This window comes from Pseudomonas sp. GW821-FHT09C09 (assembly GCF_059418105.1).
This window is the reverse complement of sequence record NZ_JBWKPF010000004.1, coordinates 625306-647467: the sequence shown is the minus strand read 5'-3', so window position 1 is coordinate 647467 and position 22162 is coordinate 625306. Positions and strand designations below refer to the sequence as shown.

Below are 22162 nucleotides of genomic sequence, written 5' to 3'. Positions count from 1 at the left end.
CGACTTGCCCTTGAGCATGTGATCCAGTTCCGGTTTTAAACTTTCCGACATACGGTCATTCCGGTTGCCATCATCCGACGCAGCACCCTTATTTGCTGTGATTCACGACAAGAAGTTTTGGGAATTCCTTACCATGCGTTCGCCCCTGTTCAAGGCTCTACCTTTCGCTCTCGCCGCGTCTTTTGCTCAAGCACAATCCTTACCGGAAGCCATGCAACAGGCACTGGATGTCCATCCGGAAATCCAGGCAGGGGTCAACAGTCGATTGGCCGCGGATTATCAGTTAAAGGCTGCCAAAGGTGGATACCTGCCCAAGGTCGATCTGCTCGGCGGTTATGGCCGTGAAGGCACCGACAGCGTCACCACCCGCGCCAACGGCGGCGGCAATCACTGGGAAACCCTGAACCGTGGCGAGTCGAGTGTGCGATTGTCGCAAATGGTTTTTGACGGTTTTGCGACGTCCAGCGAAGTCGGGCGTCAACAAGCCACCGTCAACTCCCGCGCCTATGCCTTGCTTGGCACCTCCGAGCGCACCGCGCTGACCGTGGCCCAGGTTTACCTGGATGTGCTGACCCGTCGCGAATTCGTGCGCCTGGCCGAGGAAAACCTCAAGAGCCACCAGCGCATCTACGACCAGATCCAGTTGCGCACCCAGCGCGGCGTCGGCAGCGGTGCCGACCTCGATCAGGCTGAAGCGCGGATGGCCCAGGCCCGCAACAATCTGATCACCGAGCAGACCAACCTGGCCGACTCGGAAACCAACTTCCTCAGCGCCGTCGGCCAGATGCCCGATCAACTGGAGCGTCCGGCGCCGTTCATGGCGATGATGCCGGCCAACCTCAATGAGGCTCGCGCGCAGATGCTGGAAAACAGCCCGATCCTGCGTTCGGCCGAGTCCGACATCGCCGCTGCCGAAAAGCAGTACGAAACCGCCAAGTCGACCTTCTACCCGCGTTTCGACGCCGAGCTGGGCCGCACCGCCGACAACGACCTCGATGGCCAGAACGGTCACAACAATGAATGGCAGGCCATGCTGCGCATGCGCTTCAACCTGTATTCCGGCGGCAGCAACAAGGCTGACCTGGAGTCCAAGTCCTACCTGTCGAACCAGGCGCTGGACATCCGCAACAACGCCTTGCGTCAGTTGAACGAAGAACTGGGCCTGGCCTGGAACGCCTTGAACAACGCCAATGCCCAGGTGCCGATCGCTCAGCAGTACGTTGATCACAGCACCGCAGTGCGCACCGCGTACCAGCGCCAGTTCAGCCTTGGCGAACGAACCCTGCTGGATTTGCTCGACAGTGAAAACGAACTGTTCACCGCTTCGCGCCGTCTGGCCGAGATCAAGAACATTCAGTTATTTACTCAATACCGAATCAAGGCGACCATGGGCGAGTTGCTCAAGAGCCAGGGAGTGGTCGCACCGATGGCATCCGTTGTGCAGAACGACGTGAAGCCCAAGGTTCAACTGCCCGGGATGAATTGAGTTGTCCCTTTTCAACTGTTAAAGAGTGTCGAGCGTGGAATCAGAAGTCAGTCGAGTTCATCTCAGTCATGATCCACGCGCGTTGCACGACGATCCGTTACTGGATGGTCTGCTCGCCCTTTGCATGCTGCACCAGAAACCCGCCAGCGCGGCGATGCTGACCACCGGTCTGCCGCTGCCCAAGCAACGCCTGAGCGTCGAACTGCTGCCCCGTGCAGCGGCACGCGCCGGGCTGCAGGGGCGGGTGCTGCAACGCAAGCTGGAAGAAATTCCGGCCATCGCCATGCCGGCGCTGTTGCTGCTCAAGGATGGCCGCAGTGCCGTCCTGCTTGGCTGGCAGGGAGAGAACGAAGCTCGGGTGCTGCTCAGCGAAAGCGATGGCGGCGAGTCTCTCGTCAACCGTGAGCTGCTGGCCGACGACTACCTCGGCAAAGTGTTCTTCGCCCAACCCCAGCACAAATTCGACGTCAACCACGGCACGCTGATCCCGCGCGCCCGCTCGTGGTTCCGCGACACCCTCAAGCGTTCGCGCTGGCTTTACGTCGACGCCATTGCCGCCAGTTTCCTGATCAACATCATCGCCATGGCCGCGCCGCTGTTCGTGATGAACGTCTACGACCGCGTGGTGCCGAACCAGGCCGAAGCGACCCTGTGGGTCCTCGCGCTGGGCATCACCGGCGCCTACATTTTCGACCTGATCCTCAAGAGCCTGCGCAGCCTGTGCCTGGATCTGGCCGGCAAGAAAACCGACCTGATCATCTCCGCCACGCTGTTTGAACGCATCGTTGGCATGGCCATGAAATACCGGCCGGCGCGGGTCGGCAGCTTCGCCCAGAACATTCACGAGTTCCAGAGCCTGCGCGATTTCCTCGCCTCGCTGACCCTGACCAGCCTGATCGACCTGCCGTTCACCATCCTGATCTTCATCGTCATCGCCATTCTCGGCGGGCATCTGGTGTGGATTCCGGTGCTGGCCTTCCCGATTGCGCTGCTGATCGGCTATGCCTTGCAGAAGCCGCTGGTGGCCACAATGGAGCGCACCATGGCGCTGGGTGCCGAACGTCAGTCGAGCCTGATCGAAACCCTCGCCGGCCTCGACGCGGTGAAGGTCAACAACGCCGAAAGTGAACGCCAATACCAGTGGGAGCAGACCATCGGCACCCTCAGCCGCCTCGAGCTGCGGGTGAAAATGCTCTCCGGCCTGGCGATGAACATCACCCTGCTGATACAGCAACTGGCCGGGGTGATCATGATCGTCTTCGGCGTGTACCAGATCATCGCCGGCAACCTGAGCATGGGCGGCCTGATCGCCTGCTATATGCTCAGCGGCCGCGCACTGAGCCCGCTGGCGTCGTTGTCCGGTCTGCTGACCCGTTACCAGCAGGCGCGGGTGACCATGACTTCGGTCGACCAGATGATGGAGCTGCCGCAGGAGCGCAATTTCGAAGAACGCCCGCTGAGCCGCAAGGTGCTGCAAGGTGCGATCGAATGCCGTCAGCTCAACTTCACCTACCCCGATCAACAGAACCCGGCACTGAAAAACATCAACCTGGTGATCCGTCCCGGCGAGAAGATCGGCATCATCGGCCGCAGCGGCTCGGGCAAGAGTTCGCTGGCCAAACTGCTGGTGGGCCTGTATCAGCCGGACGACGGCGCGTTGCTGGTGGACGGCGTCGACATCCGCCAGATCGACGTCAGCGAGCTGCGCTACAACATCGGCTACGTGCCGCAGGACATCCAGCTGCTGGCCGGCACCCTGCGCGACAACCTGATTTCCGGCGCTCGCTACGTCGAGGATGAGCTGGTGCTGCAAGCCGCCGAACTGGCTGGCGTGCATGAATTCGCCCGTCTGCACCCGCAGGGTTATGAACTGCAAGTCGGCGAGCGCGGACAGAACCTGTCCGGCGGCCAGCGGCAGAACGTCGCCCTGGCCCGGGCACTGCTGCTCAATCCGCCGATCCTGCTGCTCGACGAACCGACCAGCGCCATGGACAACACCGGCGAAGAACGCCTCAAGCAACGCCTGGCTGCAGTCGTTGAAAACAAGACCGTGGTGCTGGTGACGCACCGGGCATCACTGCTGTCGCTGGTGGATCGCCTGCTGGTGATCGACCGCGGGCAGATTCTCGCCGATGGCCCGAAAGCCGCCGTGATGGAAGCGTTGAAGAAGGGGCAGATCAGTGTTGCTTAAGTCGGGTTTCAAGGATTCGATCCGTCGCTACTTCAAAGGCTCTGCATCGCTGCAGGGCCAGCCGCTGCCGGAGGTCAACAAGGCCTTGATCGAGGACGCGCCGCGGGTGGTGCGGCTGACGATCTGGGCGATCATCGGTTTCTTCGTGTTCCTGATGCTGTGGGCCAACTTCGCCGTCATCGACGAAGTGACCAAGGGCGACGGCAAGGCGATTCCGTCGTCGAAGATTCAGAAAATCCAGAACCTCGAGGGCGGTATCGTCTCCGAGCTGTTCGTCAAGGAAGGCCAGATCGTCGAGGCCGGCGCACCGCTGGTTCGCCTGGACGACACGCGCTTCGCCTCCAACGTCGGCGAGACCGAAGCCGATCGACTGTCGATGCTGCTGCGGGTCGAGCGCCTGAGCGCCGAGGTCGATGACCGGCCGCTGAATTTCCCCGAGGACGTGCTCAAAGCCGTGCCGGGTCAGGCCAAGAGTGAAGAGTCGCTGTATGTCAGCCGTCGCCAGCAATTGCACGATGAGGTCGGCGGCTTGCAGGAACAGTTGATCCAGCGCCAGCAAGAGCTGCGCGAATTCACCTCGAAGCAGGCGCAGTACCGCCAGCAACTCGGCCTGCAACGCCAGGAAATCAACATGTCCGAGCCGCTGGTGGCCCAGGGCGCGGTATCGCCGGTGGAAGTGCTGCGACTCAAGCGTGCCGAAGTGGAAACCCGTGGCCAGCTCGACGCCACCACCCTGGCGATCCCGCGTGCCGAATCGGCGATCAAGGAAGTACAGCGCAAGATCGACGAGACTCGCGGCAAGTTCCGCAGCGACGCCCTGACCCAGCTCAACGAAGCCCGTACCGACCTGAACAAGGCCCAGGCCACCGGCAAGGCGCTGGAAGACCGGGTCAGCCGTACGCTCGTCACCTCGCCGGTACGGGGCATCGTCAACAAGATGCTGGTCAACACCATCGGCGGCGTGATCCAGCCGGGCAGCGACCTGCTGGAAATCGTGCCGCTGGACGACACCTTGCTGGTCGAAGCGAAGATCCGCCCGCAGGACATCGCGTTCCTGCATCCGGGGCAGGACGCGACGGTGAAATTTACCGCCTATGACTACACCATCTATGGCGGCCTGAAGGCGAAGCTCGAGCAGATCGGCGCCGACACCATCACCGATGAAGACAAGAAAACCACCTACTACATCATCAAGCTGCGCACCGAGCGCAGCCATCTCGGCACTGACGAGAAGCCGCTGCTGATCATCCCGGGGATGGTGGCGTCGGTGGACATCATCACCGGCAAGAAGACCGTGCTGAGCTACCTGCTCAAGCCGATCATCCGGGCGCGGGCCGAGGCGCTGCACGAGCGGTAAGTCTTCACGGACACCTTCGCGGGACTCGCGAAGGTGTCCGCCGCAACACCACGTCCCGTCAAGAAGTGACGCAAATGGTCACTCACCATCCAGTCCATTCCGAAGCAATCGCCATATCGTTATTCGCTAACGGTATTTAAATATCGCTTCTTATAGCTATAAAGTCAGCCTCCTGCGTACCTGCCGACCAATCGGCGCGCCGCACGACACGAACCCACACGCAATCCAGCGTGAGTTTCTGATCGACGTGCGCGCCATTGAGCGTGCCGTGCGTGGGAGATTGATTGATGTCCGCAGCTACTGCTACCCCAAGCGCCGCGACTGTCGCGCCGCAAACCTTCGAGATCCGCCCGTTCAGCGGTGCCGTCGGCGCCGAAATCATCGGCCTCGACCTGACCCGTCCGGTCAGCGATGAAGACTTCGCCCGCATCCACCGGGCGCACCTCGATCACCACGTCGTGGTATTCCGCGACCAGCGCATCACCCCGCAACAGCAGATCGATTTCAGCCGCCGCTTCGGCGTGTTGCAGATCCATGTGCTCAAGCAGTTCCTGCTGGCCGATCACCCGGAAATCCTCATCGTTTCCAATATCGTCGAGAACGGCCAGAACATCGGCCTCGGTGATGCCGGCAAGTTCTGGCACTCGGACCTTTCCTATAAAGAGCTGCCGAGCCTCGGCTCGATGCTGCACGCCCAGGAGCTGCCGTCCGAAGGCGGCGACACCCTGTTCGCCGACATGCACAAAGCCTGGGACAGCCTGCCCGACGCCCTGCGCAAAGCCGTCGAAGGCCGCTCGGCTGCGCATTCCTACACCGCGCGTTACAGCGAAACCAAATTCGAAGGCAACTGGCGCCCGACCCTGACCCCGGAGCAATTGGCACAGGTCGCCGAGGTCGTGCACCCGGTGGTTCGTACCCACCCGGAAAACGGCCGCAAGGCGTTGTTCGTCAGCGAAGGCTTCACCACCCGCATCGTCGGCCTGCCGGAAGACGAGAGCAAGCAACTGCTCGACGAGCTCTACACCCACAGCGTGTTGCCGCAGAACATCTATCGCCATCAATGGCAGCCCCACGACCTGGTGTTTTGGGACAACCGTTCGCTGATCCACCTTGCCGCCGGCTGCCCTGCGCACCTGCGCCGCAAGTTGTATCGCACCACCATCCAGGGCGACGCGCCTTACTGATTTGCCGGAGATCCGATCATGTCCAAACGTCTTCCATTTGCACCGCTGGCGGCGGCCATCGGCCTCGGTTTCAGTTTGATCGCCGGCAGCCTGGTGGCGCCGACCGGGGCCCACGCCGAAGGTGAAATCCGCATCGCCGAACAGTTCGGCATTGTCTACTTATTGCTCAACGTGGTGCGCGATCAGGGACTGATCGAGAAGTACGGCAAGCAGGAAGGGCTCGACATCAAGGTCGACTGGACCCAGTTGTCCGGCGGCGCGGCGGTCAACGATGCGCTGCTCTCCGGCTCCATCGACATTGCCGGCGCCGGCGTCGGGCCGCTGCTGACCATCTGGGACCGCACCCACGGCAAGCAGAACGTCAAGGCCGTGGCCTCATTGGGTAACTTCCCGTACTACCTTGTCAGCAACAATCCCAAGGTCAAAACCATCGCCGATTTCACCGAGAAGGACCGCATCGCGGTGCCGGCGGTTGGTGTTTCCGTGCAGTCGCGCTTCCTGCAATACGCGGCGGCCAAGCAGTGGGGCGACAAGGACTTCAATCGCCTCGACAAATACACCATCGCCGTCCCGCACCCGGACGCCACCGCTGCGCTGATAGCCGGCGGCACCGAACTGACCGGGCATTTCTCCAACCCGCCGTTCCAGGATCAGGCGCTGCAGAACCCGAACGTGCACGTCGTACTCAATTCCTATGACGTGCTTGGGCCGAACTCGCCGACCGTGCTGTTCGCCACCGAGAAATTCCGTAACGAGAACCCGAAAACCTACAAGGCATTTGTCGAAGCCCTGACCGAAGCCGCGCAGTTTGCACAGAACGATAAAGGCGCAGCGGCGGACACCTATATCCGCGTGACCAAAGCCAAGATCGACCGCGCCGAGCTGCTGAAAATCATCGACAACCCGCAGTTCGAATTCAGCGTCACGCCGAAAAACACCTACCCGCTCGCCGAGTTCCTCTACCGCGTCGGCGCGATCAAGAACAAACCTGAATCGTGGAAGGACTACTTCTTCCAGGACGCCAAACCGCTGCAAGGGAGCTGATCGACATGAACGCCCCTTTGCAAGGCCACGCGGCCAGCAACCCGATCGCCACGGCGCAGGCGCTGCTGGCGGTCGATCAGGTCAGCCTCGAATACCGCACGCCGCAACGTGTCGTGCGCGCCACCCATCAGGTCAGTTTCGAAGTCGATCAACAGGATCGTTTCGTGCTGCTCGGCCCGTCCGGGTGCGGCAAGTCGACCTTGCTCAAGGCCGTCGCCGGGTTCATTGCGCCGTGCGAGGGCGAGATCCGTCTGCAAGGCCAGCGCGTCGACGCGCCGGGGCCGGACCGGATTGTGGTGTTTCAGGAGTTCGATCAACTGCCGCCGTGGAAAACCGTCAAACAGAACGTGATGTTTCCGCTGCTGGCCTCGCGCACGTTGAAGAAAAAGGAGGCCGAAGAGCGTGCGCTGCATTACCTGGAAAAGGTCAGTCTGGCGGCGTTCGCCGATGCCTATCCGCACACCTTGTCCGGCGGCATGAAGGCGCGGGTGGCGATTGCCCGGGCGCTGGCGATGCAGCCGAAAATCCTGCTGATGGACGAACCTTTCGCCGCACTGGACGCCCTGACCCGGCGCAAGATGCAGGAGGAGTTGCTGCTGCTCTGGGAGGAGGTGCGTTTCACGTTGGTGTTCGTAACCCACTCGATTGAAGAAGCACTGGTGGTCGGCAATCGCATCCTGCTGCTGTCGCCGCACCCGGGCCGGGTGAGGGCGGAAGTGCACAGTCATCAATACGATCTGCACAGCCTCGGCGGCGTGGCGTTTCAGGAGTCGGCGCGGCGCATTCATCGGTTGCTGTTCGATGAAGGGCAGTCGCCGGAAACCGAGCGCGAGCACGATTTCAACGACATTCGCATCGCTTATTGAGCCACTCGGAGGATCGCCCGATGAGCCATTCATCATCCGTACGTCAAGAATTCGAAAACGATCTGCAACCACTGACCAGCGTGCCGGTAGAGCGCGAATTGCCGCTGGGCCAGCGCCTGTGGCAACAGGGTTGGTTGCGCAAAAGCGTGATCCTGATTTTGCTCGCGGTGCTCTGGGAGGTGGTCGCCCGGGTACAGAACAACGACCTGCTGCTGCCGAGCTTTTTGCAGACCAGTCATGCGCTTTACGACGGCCTGCTCAGCGGTGAACTGCTGGGCAAGGTGTGGATCTCGCTGGTGGTGTTGCTCAAGGGTTACCTGATCGGCATCGCCCTGGCGTTTGCCCTGACCACGCTGGCTGTCTCCACCCAGTTTGGCCGGGACCTGCTGAGTACGCTGACCTCAATGTTCAACCCGCTGCCGGCGATTGCGTTGTTGCCGCTGGCGTTGCTGTGGTTCGGCCTGGGTCAGAACAGCCTGATTTTCGTGCTGGTGCATTCGGTGCTTTGGGCGCTGGCGCTGAACACGTATGCCGGGTTTCTAGGCGTCTCGGAAACCCTGCGCATGGCCGGGCGCAACTACGGTCTGAAGGGCATGCGCTTCGTGCTGTTCATCCTGATTCCGGCGGCGCTGCCGTCGATCCTCGCCGGGCTGAAAATCGGCTGGGCCTTCGCCTGGCGAACCCTGATCGCCGCCGAGCTGGTATTCGGCGCCACCAGCGGCAAAGGTGGTTTGGGTTGGTACATCTTCCAGAACCGCAACGAGTTGTACACCGACAAGGTATTTGCCGGTCTGGCGGTGGTGATTCTCATCGGTCTGCTGGTGGAGAACCTGGTGTTCGATACGCTGGAGCGGGTGACGGTGAAGCGCTGGGGCATGCAGCGCTGATTTTTTGATCTGCTAGCATTGCGTGCGAATCAATCCTGATCAGTCACGAGTGCTTGGCATGCAACTTCCGGACATGAACCTGTTGGTCGCCCTCGACGCCTTGCTCGACGAGGGCAGCGTGGTCGGCGCCGCACGGCGGATGAACCTCAGCCCGGCGGCCATGAGCCGCACGCTGACACGGATCCGCGAAGCCATTGGCGATCCGATTCTGGTGCGTGCCGGCCGGGGTCTGGTGCCGACGCCCAAGGCGCTGGAACTGCGCGAGCAGGTGCGCGATGTGGTCGAGCAGGCGGCGTTGCTGTTTCGCTCGGCGGACGCCGTGGAGCTGGGCACGCTGCGCCGGCGTTTCAGCATTCGCGCCAACGACTTTTTCGTTGGCGTGTATGGCGGCAAGTTGTTCGACACCCTCGATCAACTGGCGCCGCACTGTGAGTTGCGCTTCGTCCCCGAGGGCGACGGCGACGATGAAGCCTTGCGCGAAGGGCGCATCGACCTGAGTGTCAGCAACACCCGTCCGGTGACCCCGGAAGTCAAAGTGCAGAACCTGTTTTCCACCCACTTCGTCGGTCTGGTACGTGAAGATCACCCGCTGCTGGATGGCGAAATTACCGCTGAACGTTACGCCGGGTTTTCCCATATCAGCATGTCCCGCCGGGGCATCGCCCGTGGGCCTATCGACACGGCGCTGAATGCGCTGGGTCTGGAGCGGCGGGTCGCGGTGATCGCACCGAGTTTCCACGCGGCGATGTTTGCCCTGCCGGACTCCGACCTGATCCTGCCGGTGCCCAAGGAAGCGCTGCTCAGCGTGCGACGGCTGGGCTTGAAACTGCGCTCGTTCGACCTGCCGATCCCGCTGCCGACGCTGATGCTGACCCAGGCCTGGCACCCGCGTTTCGACAAGGACCCGGCCCACCGCTGGTTGCGGGAAACCCTCAAGACTTGCTGCGATGAAACCTGGCTGGCGGCGCAGCCCTGACGATTGCGTCTGATGCACTTATAAACTGCCAAGAAGTCAATTTTCGTCAGCACTAAGCCCTACTACCATGCTCCGGTATTTTTCCCTCCGGAGTTTGCCTGCATGACATCCCTGACGGTCACGGCGCCGATGGCCGCTGCCGCTCCGATGGCCGCCGCGCCACCGGTGTTCGGGGCGCGGATCATCATCGGTCTGGTCGGCGTGCTGCTAGCGGTGCTGGTATCGGGCCTCAACGAGATGGTGACCAAGGTCGCCCTGGCCGACATTCGCGGCGCCCTGAGCATCGGTTACGACGAAGGCACCTGGCTGGTCGCCAGTTACACCGCGACCTCGGTGGCGGCCATGGCGTTTGCGCCGTGGTGCTCGGTGACCTTTTCCCTGCGTCGCTTCACCCTATGCGCCATCGGCCTGTTCACCCTGCTCGGGGTGCTCTGCCCGTTCGCCCCGAATTACGAAAGCCTGCTGCTGATGCGCATCCTGCAAGGCCTGGCCGGCGGTGCGCTGCCGCCGATGCTGATGACTGTTGCGCTGCGGTTTCTGCCACCCAACTTCAAGCTTTACGGCCTCGCCGGTTACGCCCTGACCGCCACGTTTGGCCCAGGCCTCGGAACACCGCTGGCCGGGTTGTGGACCGAATACGTCGGTTGGCAATGGACGTTCTGGCAGATCATCGTGCCGTGCCTGATCGCCATGACGATGGTGGCGTACGGCATCCCTCAGGACCCGCTGCGGCTGGAGCGTCTCAAGACCTTCAACTGGAAAGGTCTGCTGCTGGGGTTTCCGGCGATCTGCATGCTGGTGATCGGCCTGTTGCAGGGCAATCGTCTGGACTGGTTCGAATCAAATCTGATTTGCGCGTTGCTGGGGGCCGGTTCGCTGCTGCTGGTGGCGTTTCTGATCCATGAGTGGTCGCAGCCGATTCCGTTTTTCAAGTTGCAGATGCTCGGCATTCGTAACCTGTCGTTCGCCCTGATGACCCTGGCCGGGGTGCTGGTGGTGTTGCTGGCGGTGGTGCTGATTCCATCGAGTTATCTGGCTCAGGTGCAGGGTTACCGGCCGGTGCAGACCGCGCCGATCATGCTGCTGGCGGCGTTGCCGCAACTGATCGCGCTGCCGCTGGTGGCGGCGCTGTGCAACCTGCGCTGGGTCGATTGCCGCTGGGTGCTCGGGATCGGGCTGAGCATGCTGGTGCTGTCCTGCCTGGGCGGGTCGCAGCTGACCTCGGTGTGGATTCGCGACAATTTCTACGTTCTGCAATGGCTGCAGATTTTCGGCCAGCCGATGGCGGTGCTGCCGCTGCTGATGCTCTCCACCGGCAGCATCCAGCCCCAGGACGGCCCGTTCGCTTCTGCCTGGTTCAATACCGTGAAAGGCCTGGCGGCGGTGGTCGCCACCGGGGTCATTGAGGCGCTGACCACCGCGCGCCTGCATTTTCACTCGACGATGCTGGTCGATCGCCTCGGTAACTCGCCGCTGGCCGCAAGCAACGACCCCGGCCTCGCCCATCGCCTGCACGAGCAGGCGGTTGTGCTGACTTCTTCGGATCTTTATCTGTGCATGGCCGGCGTCGCGGTGGCGCTGATCCTGCTGATTTTCTGGCTGCCGACGCGGATCTATCCGCCACGCGCGCCGACCTGACTGAAACAGAAGGCTTTTTATGACGACTCAAGCAAAGCAAAAACTCGCGGTGGCCGTGGCCGCCGCGCTGGCGGTCGGTGTGCTGGTGTATCTGGCGATGCCCGGACTGTTCGGCAAACGTACTCAGCAGAACACCAATGACGCGTTTGTCTCCGCCGACTTCACCTTGGTAGTACCGCGTGTGGCAGGGTTCATCAAGGAAGTGCTGGTGGAAGACAACCAGCAGGTCAAGGCCGGGCAATTGCTGGCGCTGATCGATGATCGCGACCTGCGCGCCGCCGCCGAAGCCGCCGATGCGCACACCGTGGTCGCCCGCGCTCAATTGCAAAACGCCAAAGCCACCCTGGAGCGGCAGACATCAGTAATAGCTCAGGCGCAGGCGTCGGTGGTTTCGGCCAAGGCTGAAATGGCCTTCGCCCAGCAGGAATTGAACCGCTACAACCATCTGGCCGGCGTCGGTGCCGGTACCGTGCAGAACGCGCAACAGGCACGTACTCGCATTGATCAGGCGACTGCGCGGCTGGACACCGCCACGGCAAAACTGGCTGCGGAGCGCAAACAGGTCGAGATTCTGACGGCGCAGCGCGATGCCGCCGAAGGCAGCCTGAAACAGGCTCAGGCGGCACTGGAAATCGCCAGTTTCGAGCTGTCCTACACGCGTATCACTGCGCCTCAGGACGGCATGATCGGCGAGCGTGCCGTACGGGTCGGTGCTTATGTGACGCCGGGCAGCAAGCTGCTGGCGGTGGTGCCGTTGAAGCAGGCCTATGTAGTCGCCAACTTTCAGGAAACCCAGCTCACCGATGTGCAACCCGGACAGGATGTGGTCGTTCGGGTCGACAGTCTCGGCGGCGAAGCCCTGAGCGGTCGCGTCGAAAGCATCGCTCCGGCCACCGGCGTGACCTTCGCCGCCGTCAAACCGGACAACGCCACCGGCAACTTCACCAAAGTCGTGCAGCGGATTCCGGTGAAGATCCTGCTGGAACCGGGCCAGCCACTGGCCGAGCGCCTGCGGGTGGGCATGTCGGTGGAGGCGAGCATTGATACCAAAAGCTCGGCGACATCGGTGCGTGAGGTGACTCAGCGATGAATCGTGTTCAATCTCTGACGGTTGTCCTCAGTCTGTCAGCGCTGGCGGCCTGCACCGTCGGCCCGGACTTCCAGAAGCCCGAAGCCACGCAGATTGCCGAGTGGGCCAAACCCGGCAAATCCGCACCCAGCCAGGCCGTCAGCGAACCCCTGAACGAGCGCTGGTGGGAAGTCTTCCACGATGCGCAGCTCTCGGCCTTGACCCAGCGCGCCGTGAGCAGCAACCTCGACCTGAAACTGGCCAGCAGCCGCCTGCAACAAAGCCGCGCCGCACGTCAGGTGATCACCGCCGACCGTTATCCGACAACTGCTGCAACCGGCAGCTACGCACGCAAACGCAACAGCGGCGAAGGCTTGAGCGATCCGTCCGGGCACAATGGCGATTCCGCCTTCAACCTGTGGGATGCCGGCTTCTCTGCCTCCTGGGAGCTTGATTTCTGGGGCCGGGTGCGCCGGGAAACCGAAGCGGCCGATGCCAACCTCGAAGTGGCGGAAAACGACCGTCGCGGCGTTCTGTTGGCGGTGCTTGCGGACACCGCGCAGAACTACATCCAGTTGCGCGGTGTGCAGAACACCCGCGCGGTCACCGAGCAGAACCTCGATGTCGCGCGGCACAGCCTGAAACTGTCACAACTGCGGTTCAATGATGGCGTAGCCACCGATCTCGACGTGGCCGAAGCGGCCGCGCAAGTGGCGGCTATCGAATCGCGACTGCCGGCGCTGGAGCAACGTCAGGCGCAACTGATCAACGCCATCAGCCTGTTGATGGGCGAGCCGCCGCAAGCGCTGGCCAAAGAACTATCCACAGACGCGCCGGTGCCGCAGTCCCCGCCGCAAGTCGCCATCGGTCTGCCGTCGCAACTGGCCGAGCGCCGCCCGGACATTCGCCAGGCCGAAGCCCGGCTGCATGCCGCCACCGCCAACATCGGTGTGGCCAAGGGCGATTTCTATCCGCGCATCACCCTGTCCGGCAACCTCGGCTCGCAAGCCATGCAGCTCAGTGATTTCGGTTCATGGGGTTCGCGGGCCTTCGGCATCGGCCCGCAATTCAGCCTGCCGCTGTTCGACGGCGGCCGCCTGCGTGGCGTGCTGCAACTGCGCGAAGCCCAGCAACAGGAAGCGGCCATCGGTTATCAACAGACCGTCCTGCGCGCCTGGCACGAGATCGACGACCAGTTGACCGCCTACAACGCCAGCCAGCGCCGCCGCGACAGCCTCGCCGAAGCCGTGCGCCAGAACCAGATCGCCCTGCGCACCGCGCAACAGCAATACGTCGAAGGCGTGGCCGACTTCGTCAACGTCCTGACCGTGCAAAGCGCACTGCTCGCCACCCAGGAACAATGGGTGGAAAGCTCCACCGGCGTTTCGCTGGCGATGGTCGGGTTGTACCGGGCGTTGGGCGGGGGATGGGAATCGTTGTATCCGGTGGGGGAGATGGCGCAGCGTTGAGTGGATGAGCGCAAAAAATAAAAAAACCGGCCGAGGCCGGTTTCTTTACCCCAACTGCCAGCGAACTGAATCGCTACGTACGGGGTTGAGTGCGGTGAGAGTAAGCAACGAACGATAAATCGGCAATAACGGCCCTTTGGAAAGATGCGTAGGAAACTTCCCTAAAATTTGTAAGTGACGAAAGCGCCCGCCTCGAGACGAATGATGGCCTTTCGCTTGACGCTAAACCCCGCTGTCGTAGACTCCGCTCATCCGTCAGGGAGTAACGGTTATGCGGCGTTTTCGTGGTTGGGTTGTCGGATTGACCTTTGTAACGTGTGCAGTTCAGGCGCAAACGCCTGTGCCAGACGATCCGCTGCAGGATAACGCTGGGGCCGCCAATGCCTCGGCCAGCAGCGAAGCACGGGGTGTGTTGCGGGCGCGGGATCAGGCGACGCTGGCCAGCGAGTTGTCCGGGCGGATTGTCGAGTTGCCGTTCAGCGAGGGCGAGTCGTTCAAGAAGGGCGATACCCTGGCGAAATTCGACTGTTCGGCCTATCAGGCCCAGTTGAACGCCGCGCAGGCCGCCAGCCGTGGCGCCGGCGAAGAGCTGGCGCACAACCGGCAACTGGCGGCGCTCAATTCTGTCGGGCGTTTCGAAGTGGCCCGGGCCGAGGCCAAGGTCAGCGAGACCCAGGCGCAATCCCAGGTTTATCAAGTCCAGGTCAAACGCTGCAGCGTGGTCGCGCCGTTCGACGGGCAAGTGGTCGAGCGCAAGGTGCAACGCTACGAAAGCGTATCGGCCGGGGCGCCGCTGCTCGATGTGGTGGACAACCGTACCCTGGAAATCCATCTGCTGGTGCCGTCGCGCTGGATGGCCAAGCTCAAGCCCGGCCAGACCTTCAGCTTCGTTCCCGATGAAACCGGCCAGCCTATCGACGCCACGGTCAAACGCCTTGGCGCGCGGATCGATGAGGGCAGTCAAACCCTGTTGCTGGTCGCCACACTCCCTGAAGCCAAAGGCCTGCTCGCCGGCATGAGCGGCACTGCGCGTTTTCCGGAGCTCAAGTGAACGCCCCGGTCAGCGGCGCCGCCGAGCAGGTGTTCGCGCGGTTTCTCGATCTCGAACGGCAGACCCGCGCCGCCCGTGATGCTTCGCAACTGGCCTACAGCCTGGTCAATGACGGGCAGCCGCTGTTCGGCTATCGCCATGCGGCGCTACTGATCGCCGGAAAGGTGCAGGCCGTGACCGGTGTCAGCGCGGTGGAGCCGAATGCGCCGTTCGTGGCGTTCGTCGAGCAGGCGGTGGCGCAGCTGTTCAAGCAGGATGTACTGAAGGTGGCGCGGGTGATCTCGCCCGAAATGGTCAGTGAATCGATCCAGAGCGACTGGCGCAGTCTGTCGGCGCTGCAGGTGTTCTGGCTGCCGCTGATCGACCGCGAGGGTCAGGTGTTCGGCGGATTGTGGCTGGCCCGCGACGTACCGTGGAACCCTTCCGAACAAGTGCTGCTGTCGCAACTGGGCGACACCTACAGCCACGCCTGGCTGGCCTTGCAACCGCGCAAGCCGTGGCGGCTGCGCTGGACCCGCAAACGCCAGGTGGCGCTGGTCGCTGTGCTGTTGCTCGGTTTGTTGATCCCGGTGCGCCAGTCGGTGCTGGCCCCGGCGGAAGTGGTGCCCTTGGGTGGTCGCGTGGTGGCAGCGCCGCTGGACGGGGTGATCGCCGAGTTTCTGGTCAAACCCAATCAGAACGTGAAGACCGGCGATCTGCTGCTGCGCTTCGAAAGCACCACCCTCAAGGCCCAGGCCGATGTCGCCGAGCGTGCGCTCGGTGTGGCTGAAGCCGAGCTCAAAGCCAATTCCCAACGTGCATTCGCCGACGCCGAATCCAGTTCGCGGGTGGATCTGCTGGCCGCCCGCGTCGAGCAGAAACGCGCCGAACGGGACTACGCCCGGGAACTGCTCAACCGCAGCGAAGTGCGTGCCGAGCGCGACGGTATCGCGGTGTTCGCCGACGCCGAGCGCTGGACCGGCAAACCGGTGCAGACCGGCGAACGGCTGATGGAAATCGCCGACCCGAACCAGGCCGAATTGCGCATCGAGCTGGCGGTGGGCGACGCGATTTCGCTGGAGCCGGGCGCCGACATTGCGCTGTTCCTCGACAGCGATCCGCTGCAACGTCATGTCGCCCGACTCGAGCGTTCGGCCTATGAAGCGCAGCCCACCGCCGGCGGCCAACTGGCCTATCGGCTGGATGCGAATTTTACCGACGCGCCGCCGCGTATCGGCCTGCGCGGCACGGCGAAGATCTTCGGCGACCGCGCGCCGCTGGCGCTGTATCTGCTGCGCCGCCCATTGGCCGGTTTGCGTCAGAGCGTGGGCCTGTAAATGAACCTGCCGAGCCTGCGTGCCGACCTGCAATTGTCGCCCGCGGCGCCGGCGCTGGACGGCTCGCCGCGCTGGACCCTGGCCGACCCGGTGCGCGGGCGCTATTTCAAACTCGGCACGGCGGCGATGCGCCTGTTGCGCCACTGGTCGCTGGGCGATCCGGAGCAAGTGCTGCGCGCCGCCAACCGCGAACCGGGCTTGCCACTGGACGGCGTCGAGCTGGAGCAACTGCTGACGTTCCTGCGCGGGCATGACCTGATCAGCGCCCTCGACGATCAGCAACGCGCCAGCTATCAACTCAAGGCCCTCGCGCAGCGCCAGAGCCTGTGGAAAATCCTGCTCCATCAATATCTGTTCTTTCGTATTCCATTGTGGCGTCCGGACGCTTTTCTCAATCGGGCGTGGCCGTGGCTTCAACGATTCGGGCCAAGGATTTTGCGCTACGGTTTTCCGGCGACCCTGGGACTCGGGGTGTTTCTGGTGTCGCGGGACTGGCAGCGCTTCGTCGGCACCTTCCCGCACCTGTTCAGCCTCGGCGGGGCGATTTCGTTCGGTGTGGCGCTGTTCTTCGCCAAGCTCTGCCACGAGTTCGGCCACGCGTTCATGGCCAAGCGCGCCGGGTGTCGGGTGCAGAGCATGGGCGTGGCGTTCATGGTCTTGCTGCCGATGTTCTACACCGACGTCAGCGATGCCTGGCGGGTCAACGACCGGCGTGCGCGACTGCTGATCGGTGCCGGCGGGGTGCTGGCGGAATTGCTGCTGGCCTGCATCGCGTTGCTGGTCTGGTCACTGCTGCCGGACGGCCCGGCGCGCACGGCGGCGTTCATGCTCGCCAGCGCGACCTGGATCACCACACTGGTGGTCAATCTCAACCCGTTCATGCGTTTCGATGGCTACTTTCTGCTCAGCGATCTGTGGGAAGTCGACAACCTTCAGGGCCGGGCCTTTGCCTTCTGTCGCTGGCGCCTGCGGGAATTCTTGTTCGGCTATGGCGCACCGGCGCCGGAGCCTTGGTCGCCGGCGATGCAGCGGCGTTTGCTGATCTGGGGGTATGGCTCGTGGTTATGGCGTGCGGCGTTGTTTTTCGGGATCGCGCTGGCGGTCTATCACCTGTTCTTCAAGGTGTTGGGGATCTTCCTGATGCTGGTGGAACTGGTGTGGTTCATCTTTCTGCCGATCATGAGTGAGTGGCGCCAGTGGTGGAGCCGCCGCGAACAGGCCCACGGCCCCCGGGTGTTGCTCAGCAGCCTGGCGGTACTCGGCCTGTTGCTGGTGCTGATCGTGCCGTGGCGCAGCGCGGTCGAACTGCCGACGATGCTCGAGGGCGGTCGGGCCAGTGCGTTGCATGCGCCGGTGGCGGCGCGGGTCAAAACGGTGAAGGTTGCGGACGGCCAGAAGGTCGCTCAGGGCGACGTGTTGATCGAACTGGAATCACCGGATCTCGACTCGCGACAGGCCATCGTCCGCCGGGAAATCCAGATTCAGCAGTTGCTGATGCGCCGTCAGGCCGGTCGTAGCGAAACCGCCGCCGACGCCGGCATCGTCGAACAACGCCTCGCCGAAGCCGTGGCGGAATACCGAGGCCTGTCCGCCCGCCGCGAACGCCTGCTGCTGCGGGCGCCCCACGCCGGCACGGTGCGCGACCTGTTGCCGAACCTGACGCCGGGCCGCTGGCTGTCGAGCAAGGATGCGCTGGCGCGAGTGGTCGAGGACGGCTCGCGACTGCGTGGTTATGTGGCCGAAGCTGAACTGTGGCGGGTCAAACCGGGGGCCACCGGGCGGTTTATCGCCGATGATCCGATGCACCCGGCGATCACCGTGAAACTCGATGAAATCGATACCAATGGCGTGGCCTATGTCGATCAGGAAGCCCTGACCTCCGACCATCACGGGCCGATTGCCGTGCGCCGCGATCAACAGCAACGGGCGGAACCGGTGCAGGCGCAATACGGCGCGCGATTGACTACGCTGGATCAGCCACCGACGCCGGTACAGCCTTTACGCGGCGTGGTGGTTCTGCAGGGCAGCGGCGAATCGGTGCTCGGCGTGGCCTGGCGTCGGCTGGCGGCGCTGGGGGTCAGGGAAAGCGGTTTCTAGGGAGCATGAAGATGACGGAAAACCTGGCAGCGGACGGATTGGTGGTGCGGCCTTCGCGGGCGACTGACGGCCCCTTTCTGCAAAGCCTGTATCAATCGGCGCGGCCGGATCTGCAATGGATCGACGGCGAGCAGGAACAGGTGCAGCAAATCGTCGCCCAGCAGTTTCAGGTGCAGGAGCAGGGCATGAGTGAAAACCATCCGAATGCCATGCACTACGTCGTGGAAAAACTCGGCACGGCCGTTGGCGCGCTGAGCACCGATTTCGGTCCCAACGAAATCCGCGTGTTGTACATCGCCTTCATCCCTCAGGCCCGGGGCAAGGGTTACGGACGAACCGTGCTGCAAGGTGTGCAGAAGGCCGCGCAGCAAGTGCGTTGCCCGGTGGCGACGGTGGTCTGGGCCAACAACCCCCATGCGCGCCAGCATTACCTGGCGCTGGGGTTTGCGGTGGAAGAGCGCAATCCGGCGGCGGAGCGTCTGGTGTGGTATCCACAGGGTTGAGTCAGATGATCGAGTTGATATCGAAGGTGTGCGGCGCGCCGATCTTGTGGCCGTAGAGCGTCGCCAGCAGCGGGTCGTCTTCGGCAGCGTCCGGCGCCATGGCGAGCTGTTCGGCTGCAGCGTTTTCCGGGTGCAGCTGCCAGCGCGGCAGGCTTTCGGCCAGTCGTTCCGGTTGTTCTGCCAGTTGCCCGTAAACGTCCTGAGTCGTGATGCGCCGATGGCGAAGGATTGCCAGGCGCTCACGTGTCACGCGAATTCTTTCGACCTCACGATTAAGCGCATCAAGGGTGCCGGACTGAGTGCGCACGTAACTGTCCGGGCGTCCCGGCAGGTTGTTGCGCCGGGTGCGCAATTGGTGGGTGATGCGCTCCAGGGCCGACTCCACCACAGCAAACTCCCGTTCGGTGACCAGCGAACGGCTTGATTCCTGGGCCTCCTGCCAACGCCGCAACACCGTCCAGCACGCCGGAATGTACGCCCCGGTCATTGAGTGATGCCCGGCGTCGAAAATCTGTTTGAGCAACGTCGGCCGATCCGGCAAACCGTGCCGCTGCCGGATCGCTACATCGCATGCGGCGTGCTGGGTAATGGTGTCGCAACCCGGCTCCCACAGGATCGAAGACACCTGCTGACGCCCGAACTCCACCGGCATGGCGTGTCGCAGGCTGCCATGGTGGTCGTAGGCCTCTCCGGTCCAGTTGGTGATGCCGGCGACGAACACCGACAGCCCCACCGGCACATTGACGAACGTCAGCGCCGCCCCGGTGCCGTAGATATCGGCCTTGGTGTTCATCCAGCTGCCGGGCACGCTGGGCACCGGGTCGTTATGGTTGACCATGCGGTGATGCACGAGATCGGCTGCGCCCTTCACGAAATCCGCGTCGCCGGCGCGGGGGGCGCCGTAGGTGTAGAGCTGGATGTTGTAGCCCTCGGGCCGACGCCGGAGCATTTCGGACAGCAGCAACGTGATAGCGCCGCCGAGGCTGTGGCCGCAGATCAGGAGGGTTTGGCCGGTGTAGAATTTTTCGAGGTAGCTGACGGCGAAAGTCGCGGCTTTCCTGGCCGCTTCATAGAAACCCCTATGTACCTTGCCTTCACCTTCGGCAAATGGCACTTGCAAGGCATCGGCATCACGTAATCCATCGGCGATGATCTCGGCAGTGCCGCGAACGGCGATCAGGATCAGTTCGTCGTTGTGGGTGATGAAGGCTTGGGTGTCGGTGCTGTCTTTATTACCGATGTCGTCGAGGAAGTGGACGCTGGCCGGGTGTTCCGGATCCCGTTCAGGGCTGTGCCTGTTGACTGCATAGAGGTTCGGGTCAAACGGAATGATCTCTAGCCTTCTTGAGTACGAAACATCCTCGTAGAGCGGGTAATAGAATTTGGTCTGAGCGTTGTCGACTTTCCACAGTTCCTCTCCCTTGGCCAGTGCATCGCCGAACCAGTTTCCGACGCTGGGTTGCAGCGGAAACTTAACGGATCTGGTTTCGGCGGAAGGGACTTTGGGTTCCTGGCCGAAAGGGCAGTAACTCAGGGTCGCCATCAATGCGAGCTGGTACAGGTTGAGTGCACAGAATGCCGGAGCTGTGGATAACATCGGCCGCAACGCGCGTAGCGGGCGCACTTCAAGAACGGTGTGACGTTGCGGCATCAGCGCTACGCCAAGTTTTCCGTGTTCGCGCATGATTGCAGCGCACCCGGAATCGAGGGGGTAATCGCGATAAACCTCGGGTGGCAGGTGCGAGGCATGCCTGACAAGATGACGGACTTCGACTTGAAAGTAGTCCGCACCGTCTGCAATTTTCGGGCGTTCGCGCCTGCGGGTGGCATTTGGGTTCAGGTACCGGGTTGCCTCGGCTCGGACCTGAAGTTCGGTGATTTTCAGGGGGTAATGTGGTCTGCTTTGCAAATATGAGTAGAGCTTTTCCTTTCCTTCGTACGCTTGATCAAACAGCAGCGAAATTGGCCCCACAAAATGGTTGTCTACTCTGCCCTTGCCCGCAGCGTCCAAGCGGCCTGTGTATTTATAGCCTTCCGAGTCGGTGGCGATATAAGCCAACCCGGCGTAGGGCTCGCCCGAGCAGAACTCGTCGATGAGTTGGAAACTTGTCCATATGCCACCCTCGGGACATTTCAGAATGCGGCTACTCAACGGAGATTGCAGATCCTTCTCCAGTACCTTCATGGCGAAACCTTCTTTTCCGTACATCCGGGATATATGGTGCATTGCTGCCCGTCTGGCATTTGAAAGCCGCTGAAATCCGTGTAGTTGCCGTAACAAAAAGCGTACTGATCCTCAAAATTGTCGCCCATACAGCGTTTCCAGCCGTTAGGGACTTTGACCCAGGTGTCCTTGATGGCCGGTCGCTCTTCCGCTGCCAAGGTGATCTTCATCCTCACGGTTTTGCCTGGCAGTTGATCAGGGTTAAAAGCCCCGAAGGTCTTGCCATAAGCACGTGCCCCCTGGACATCGACTGTTCTGCAATCCAGGATTTTTCTTAGAATTCGCGGTTTGCCCGAAGTGCGGAACCACCACTCACACTGACCATGGAACGTGCTTTCACCGGCTTCGTTGAACACACCTTTGAACTGCTCCTCCAGATCATCACGGATGAAAACCATGGCTTCGTCACGGCTGAAGTCGCTCCAATCTTTGCCGTATGCCGAATTGATCTCCAGCTCGATTCGCCTCACGACCAACGGACACCCCTTAACCGTCTTGCGAATCGTGATTTCGGCATCCGGCTTGTAGTCCGTTCGCCACTTGCTGTTGAACACCGGGGCAAGGTTGTCGCGTCTGTCGACGGTGCAGGTCTGGCCTTTTTCGGGTACGTAATAAACCGCTGCGACATAGGCAAATCCCGGCGGCAGGTCGGCTGTAAATTTGAAGGTGTTTAGGGGGGCGGTTTTGCAGGCCGCGATGAGGGCAAGGCAACTAGCCAAAGTCGCACTGCGCAGCGCGAGTCTGATCAACGGTGAGGTCAGTGTTGGAGATTGCAGATCCTTTTCAAATAATTCCATGGCGTGC

General features: G+C 62.3%; 17 protein-coding genes. 15 read left to right on the top strand and 2 right to left on the bottom strand.

Annotated elements, in window-relative coordinates; translation table 11 throughout:
* Positions 1-133: 133 nt before the first annotated feature.
* The 15 genes from AC07NR_RS16450 to AC07NR_RS16380 all read left to right on the top strand — a co-directional run bounded on the left by AC07NR_RS16450 (position 134) and on the right by AC07NR_RS16380 (position 19134).
* The gene (locus AC07NR_RS16450) at positions 134-1486 is read left to right on the top strand and encodes a TolC family outer membrane protein (protein ID WP_085712605.1); all 1353 of its coding nucleotides are present in this window, start codon (positions 134-136) and stop codon (positions 1484-1486) included.
* 34 nt (positions 1487-1520) lie between these two features.
* Positions 1521-3677, top strand: a complete 2157-nt coding sequence (locus AC07NR_RS16445; RefSeq protein WP_495078964.1) for a type I secretion system permease/ATPase — start codon at positions 1521-1523, stop codon at positions 3675-3677.
* Positions 3667-5034: an HlyD family type I secretion periplasmic adaptor subunit gene (locus AC07NR_RS16440; RefSeq protein WP_085712607.1), complete on the top strand. Its 1368-nt coding sequence runs from the start codon at positions 3667-3669 to the stop codon at positions 5032-5034. Before AC07NR_RS16445 ends, AC07NR_RS16440 begins: the two co-directional genes overlap by 11 nt.
* A gap of 287 nt (positions 5035-5321) precedes the next feature.
* Positions 5322-6218, top strand: a complete 897-nt coding sequence (locus AC07NR_RS16435; protein WP_495078963.1) for a TauD/TfdA dioxygenase family protein — start codon at positions 5322-5324, stop codon at positions 6216-6218.
* Positions 6219-6236: 18 nt separating this feature from the next.
* A complete protein-coding gene (locus AC07NR_RS16430; RefSeq protein ID WP_495078962.1) occupies positions 6237-7262 on the top strand; it encodes an ABC transporter substrate-binding protein in 1026 nt (341 codons plus the stop codon).
* Between the two features lie 5 nt (positions 7263-7267).
* Entirely contained in the window at positions 7268-8128 is an 861-nt protein-coding gene (locus tag AC07NR_RS16425; protein ID WP_495078961.1) for an ABC transporter ATP-binding protein, read from the top strand.
* A 20-nt stretch (positions 8129-8148) separates the two neighbouring features.
* Positions 8149-9015 carry an ABC transporter permease gene (locus AC07NR_RS16420; protein WP_248738731.1) on the top strand — a complete coding sequence of 289 codons (867 nt, stop codon included), beginning with the start codon at positions 8149-8151 and terminating at the stop codon, positions 9013-9015.
* Between the two features lie 58 nt (positions 9016-9073).
* Positions 9074-9991, top strand: a complete 918-nt coding sequence (locus tag AC07NR_RS16415; RefSeq protein WP_011331856.1) for a LysR family transcriptional regulator — start codon at positions 9074-9076, stop codon at positions 9989-9991.
* A gap of 102 nt (positions 9992-10093) precedes the next feature.
* Positions 10094-11629, top strand: a complete 1536-nt coding sequence (locus AC07NR_RS16410; protein WP_495078960.1) for an MFS transporter — start codon at positions 10094-10096, stop codon at positions 11627-11629.
* A 19-nt stretch (positions 11630-11648) separates the two neighbouring features.
* Positions 11649-12719, top strand: a complete 1071-nt coding sequence (locus AC07NR_RS16405) for an HlyD family secretion protein (RefSeq protein ID WP_085733425.1) — start codon at positions 11649-11651, stop codon at positions 12717-12719.
* Positions 12716-14167 (top strand): efflux transporter outer membrane subunit, encoded by a 1452-nt coding sequence (locus AC07NR_RS16400; protein ID WP_495078959.1) that lies wholly within the window; start codon positions 12716-12718, stop codon positions 14165-14167. Before AC07NR_RS16405 ends, AC07NR_RS16400 begins: the two co-directional genes overlap by 4 nt.
* 271 nt (positions 14168-14438) lie before the next feature.
* A complete protein-coding gene (locus tag AC07NR_RS16395; RefSeq protein ID WP_085712616.1) occupies positions 14439-15218 on the top strand; it encodes an efflux RND transporter periplasmic adaptor subunit in 780 nt (259 codons plus the stop codon).
* Positions 15215-16534, top strand: coding sequence for an efflux RND transporter periplasmic adaptor subunit (locus AC07NR_RS16390; protein ID WP_495078958.1), 1320 nt, complete (start codon positions 15215-15217; stop codon positions 16532-16534). The genes AC07NR_RS16395 and AC07NR_RS16390 overlap by 4 nt, the downstream gene beginning before the upstream one ends.
* Entirely contained in the window at positions 16535-18631 is a 2097-nt protein-coding gene (locus AC07NR_RS16385; protein ID WP_438300315.1) for a site-2 protease family protein, read from the top strand. It begins immediately after the preceding gene.
* A gap of 11 nt (positions 18632-18642) precedes the next feature.
* Complete coding sequence (locus AC07NR_RS16380) at positions 18643-19134, top strand: GNAT family N-acetyltransferase (protein WP_495078957.1); 492 nt, start codon at positions 18643-18645, stop codon at positions 19132-19134.
* Position 19135: 1 nt separating this feature from the next.
* Here AC07NR_RS16380 and AC07NR_RS16375 read toward each other — a convergent pair whose 3' ends face one another.
* Positions 19136-21319 carry a lipase family protein gene (locus tag AC07NR_RS16375; protein ID WP_495078956.1) on the bottom strand — a complete coding sequence of 728 codons (2184 nt, stop codon included), beginning with the start codon at positions 21317-21319 and terminating at the stop codon, positions 19136-19138.
* A complete protein-coding gene (locus tag AC07NR_RS16370; RefSeq protein ID WP_495078955.1) occupies positions 21316-22155 on the bottom strand; it encodes a hypothetical protein in 840 nt (279 codons plus the stop codon). Before AC07NR_RS16370 ends, AC07NR_RS16375 begins: the two co-directional genes overlap by 4 nt.
* Positions 22156-22162 lie beyond the last annotated feature (7 nt).

Bases quoted from the DNA above. Each gene is read 5' to 3' on its own strand.
- AC07NR_RS16450 (WP_085712605.1), top strand. From the start codon at position 134: ATGCGTTCGCCCCTGTTCAAGGCTCTACCTTTCGCTCTCGCCGCGTCT.
- AC07NR_RS16435 (WP_495078963.1), top strand. From the start codon at position 5,322: ATGTCCGCAGCTACTGCTACCCCAAGCGCCGCGACTGTCGCGCCGCAA.
- AC07NR_RS16430 (WP_495078962.1), top strand. From the start codon at position 6,237: ATGTCCAAACGTCTTCCATTTGCACCGCTGGCGGCGGCCATCGGCCTC.
- AC07NR_RS16425 (WP_495078961.1), top strand. From the start codon at position 7,268: ATGAACGCCCCTTTGCAAGGCCACGCGGCCAGCAACCCGATCGCCACG.
- AC07NR_RS16420 (WP_248738731.1), top strand. From the start codon at position 8,149: ATGAGCCATTCATCATCCGTACGTCAAGAATTCGAAAACGATCTGCAA.
- AC07NR_RS16415 (WP_011331856.1), top strand. From the start codon at position 9,074: ATGCAACTTCCGGACATGAACCTGTTGGTCGCCCTCGACGCCTTGCTC.
- AC07NR_RS16410 (WP_495078960.1), top strand. From the start codon at position 10,094: ATGACATCCCTGACGGTCACGGCGCCGATGGCCGCTGCCGCTCCGATG.
- AC07NR_RS16405 (WP_085733425.1), top strand. From the start codon at position 11,649: ATGACGACTCAAGCAAAGCAAAAACTCGCGGTGGCCGTGGCCGCCGCG.
- AC07NR_RS16400 (WP_495078959.1), top strand. From the start codon at position 12,716: ATGAATCGTGTTCAATCTCTGACGGTTGTCCTCAGTCTGTCAGCGCTG.
- AC07NR_RS16395 (WP_085712616.1), top strand. From the start codon at position 14,439: ATGCGGCGTTTTCGTGGTTGGGTTGTCGGATTGACCTTTGTAACGTGT.
- AC07NR_RS16385 (WP_438300315.1), top strand. From the start codon at position 16,535: ATGAACCTGCCGAGCCTGCGTGCCGACCTGCAATTGTCGCCCGCGGCG.
- AC07NR_RS16380 (WP_495078957.1), top strand. From the start codon at position 18,643: ATGACGGAAAACCTGGCAGCGGACGGATTGGTGGTGCGGCCTTCGCGG.
- AC07NR_RS16375 (WP_495078956.1), bottom strand. From the start codon at position 21,319: ATGAAGGTACTGGAGAAGGATCTGCAATCTCCGTTGAGTAGCCGCATT.
- AC07NR_RS16370 (WP_495078955.1), bottom strand. From the start codon at position 22,155: ATGGAATTATTTGAAAAGGATCTGCAATCTCCAACACTGACCTCACCG.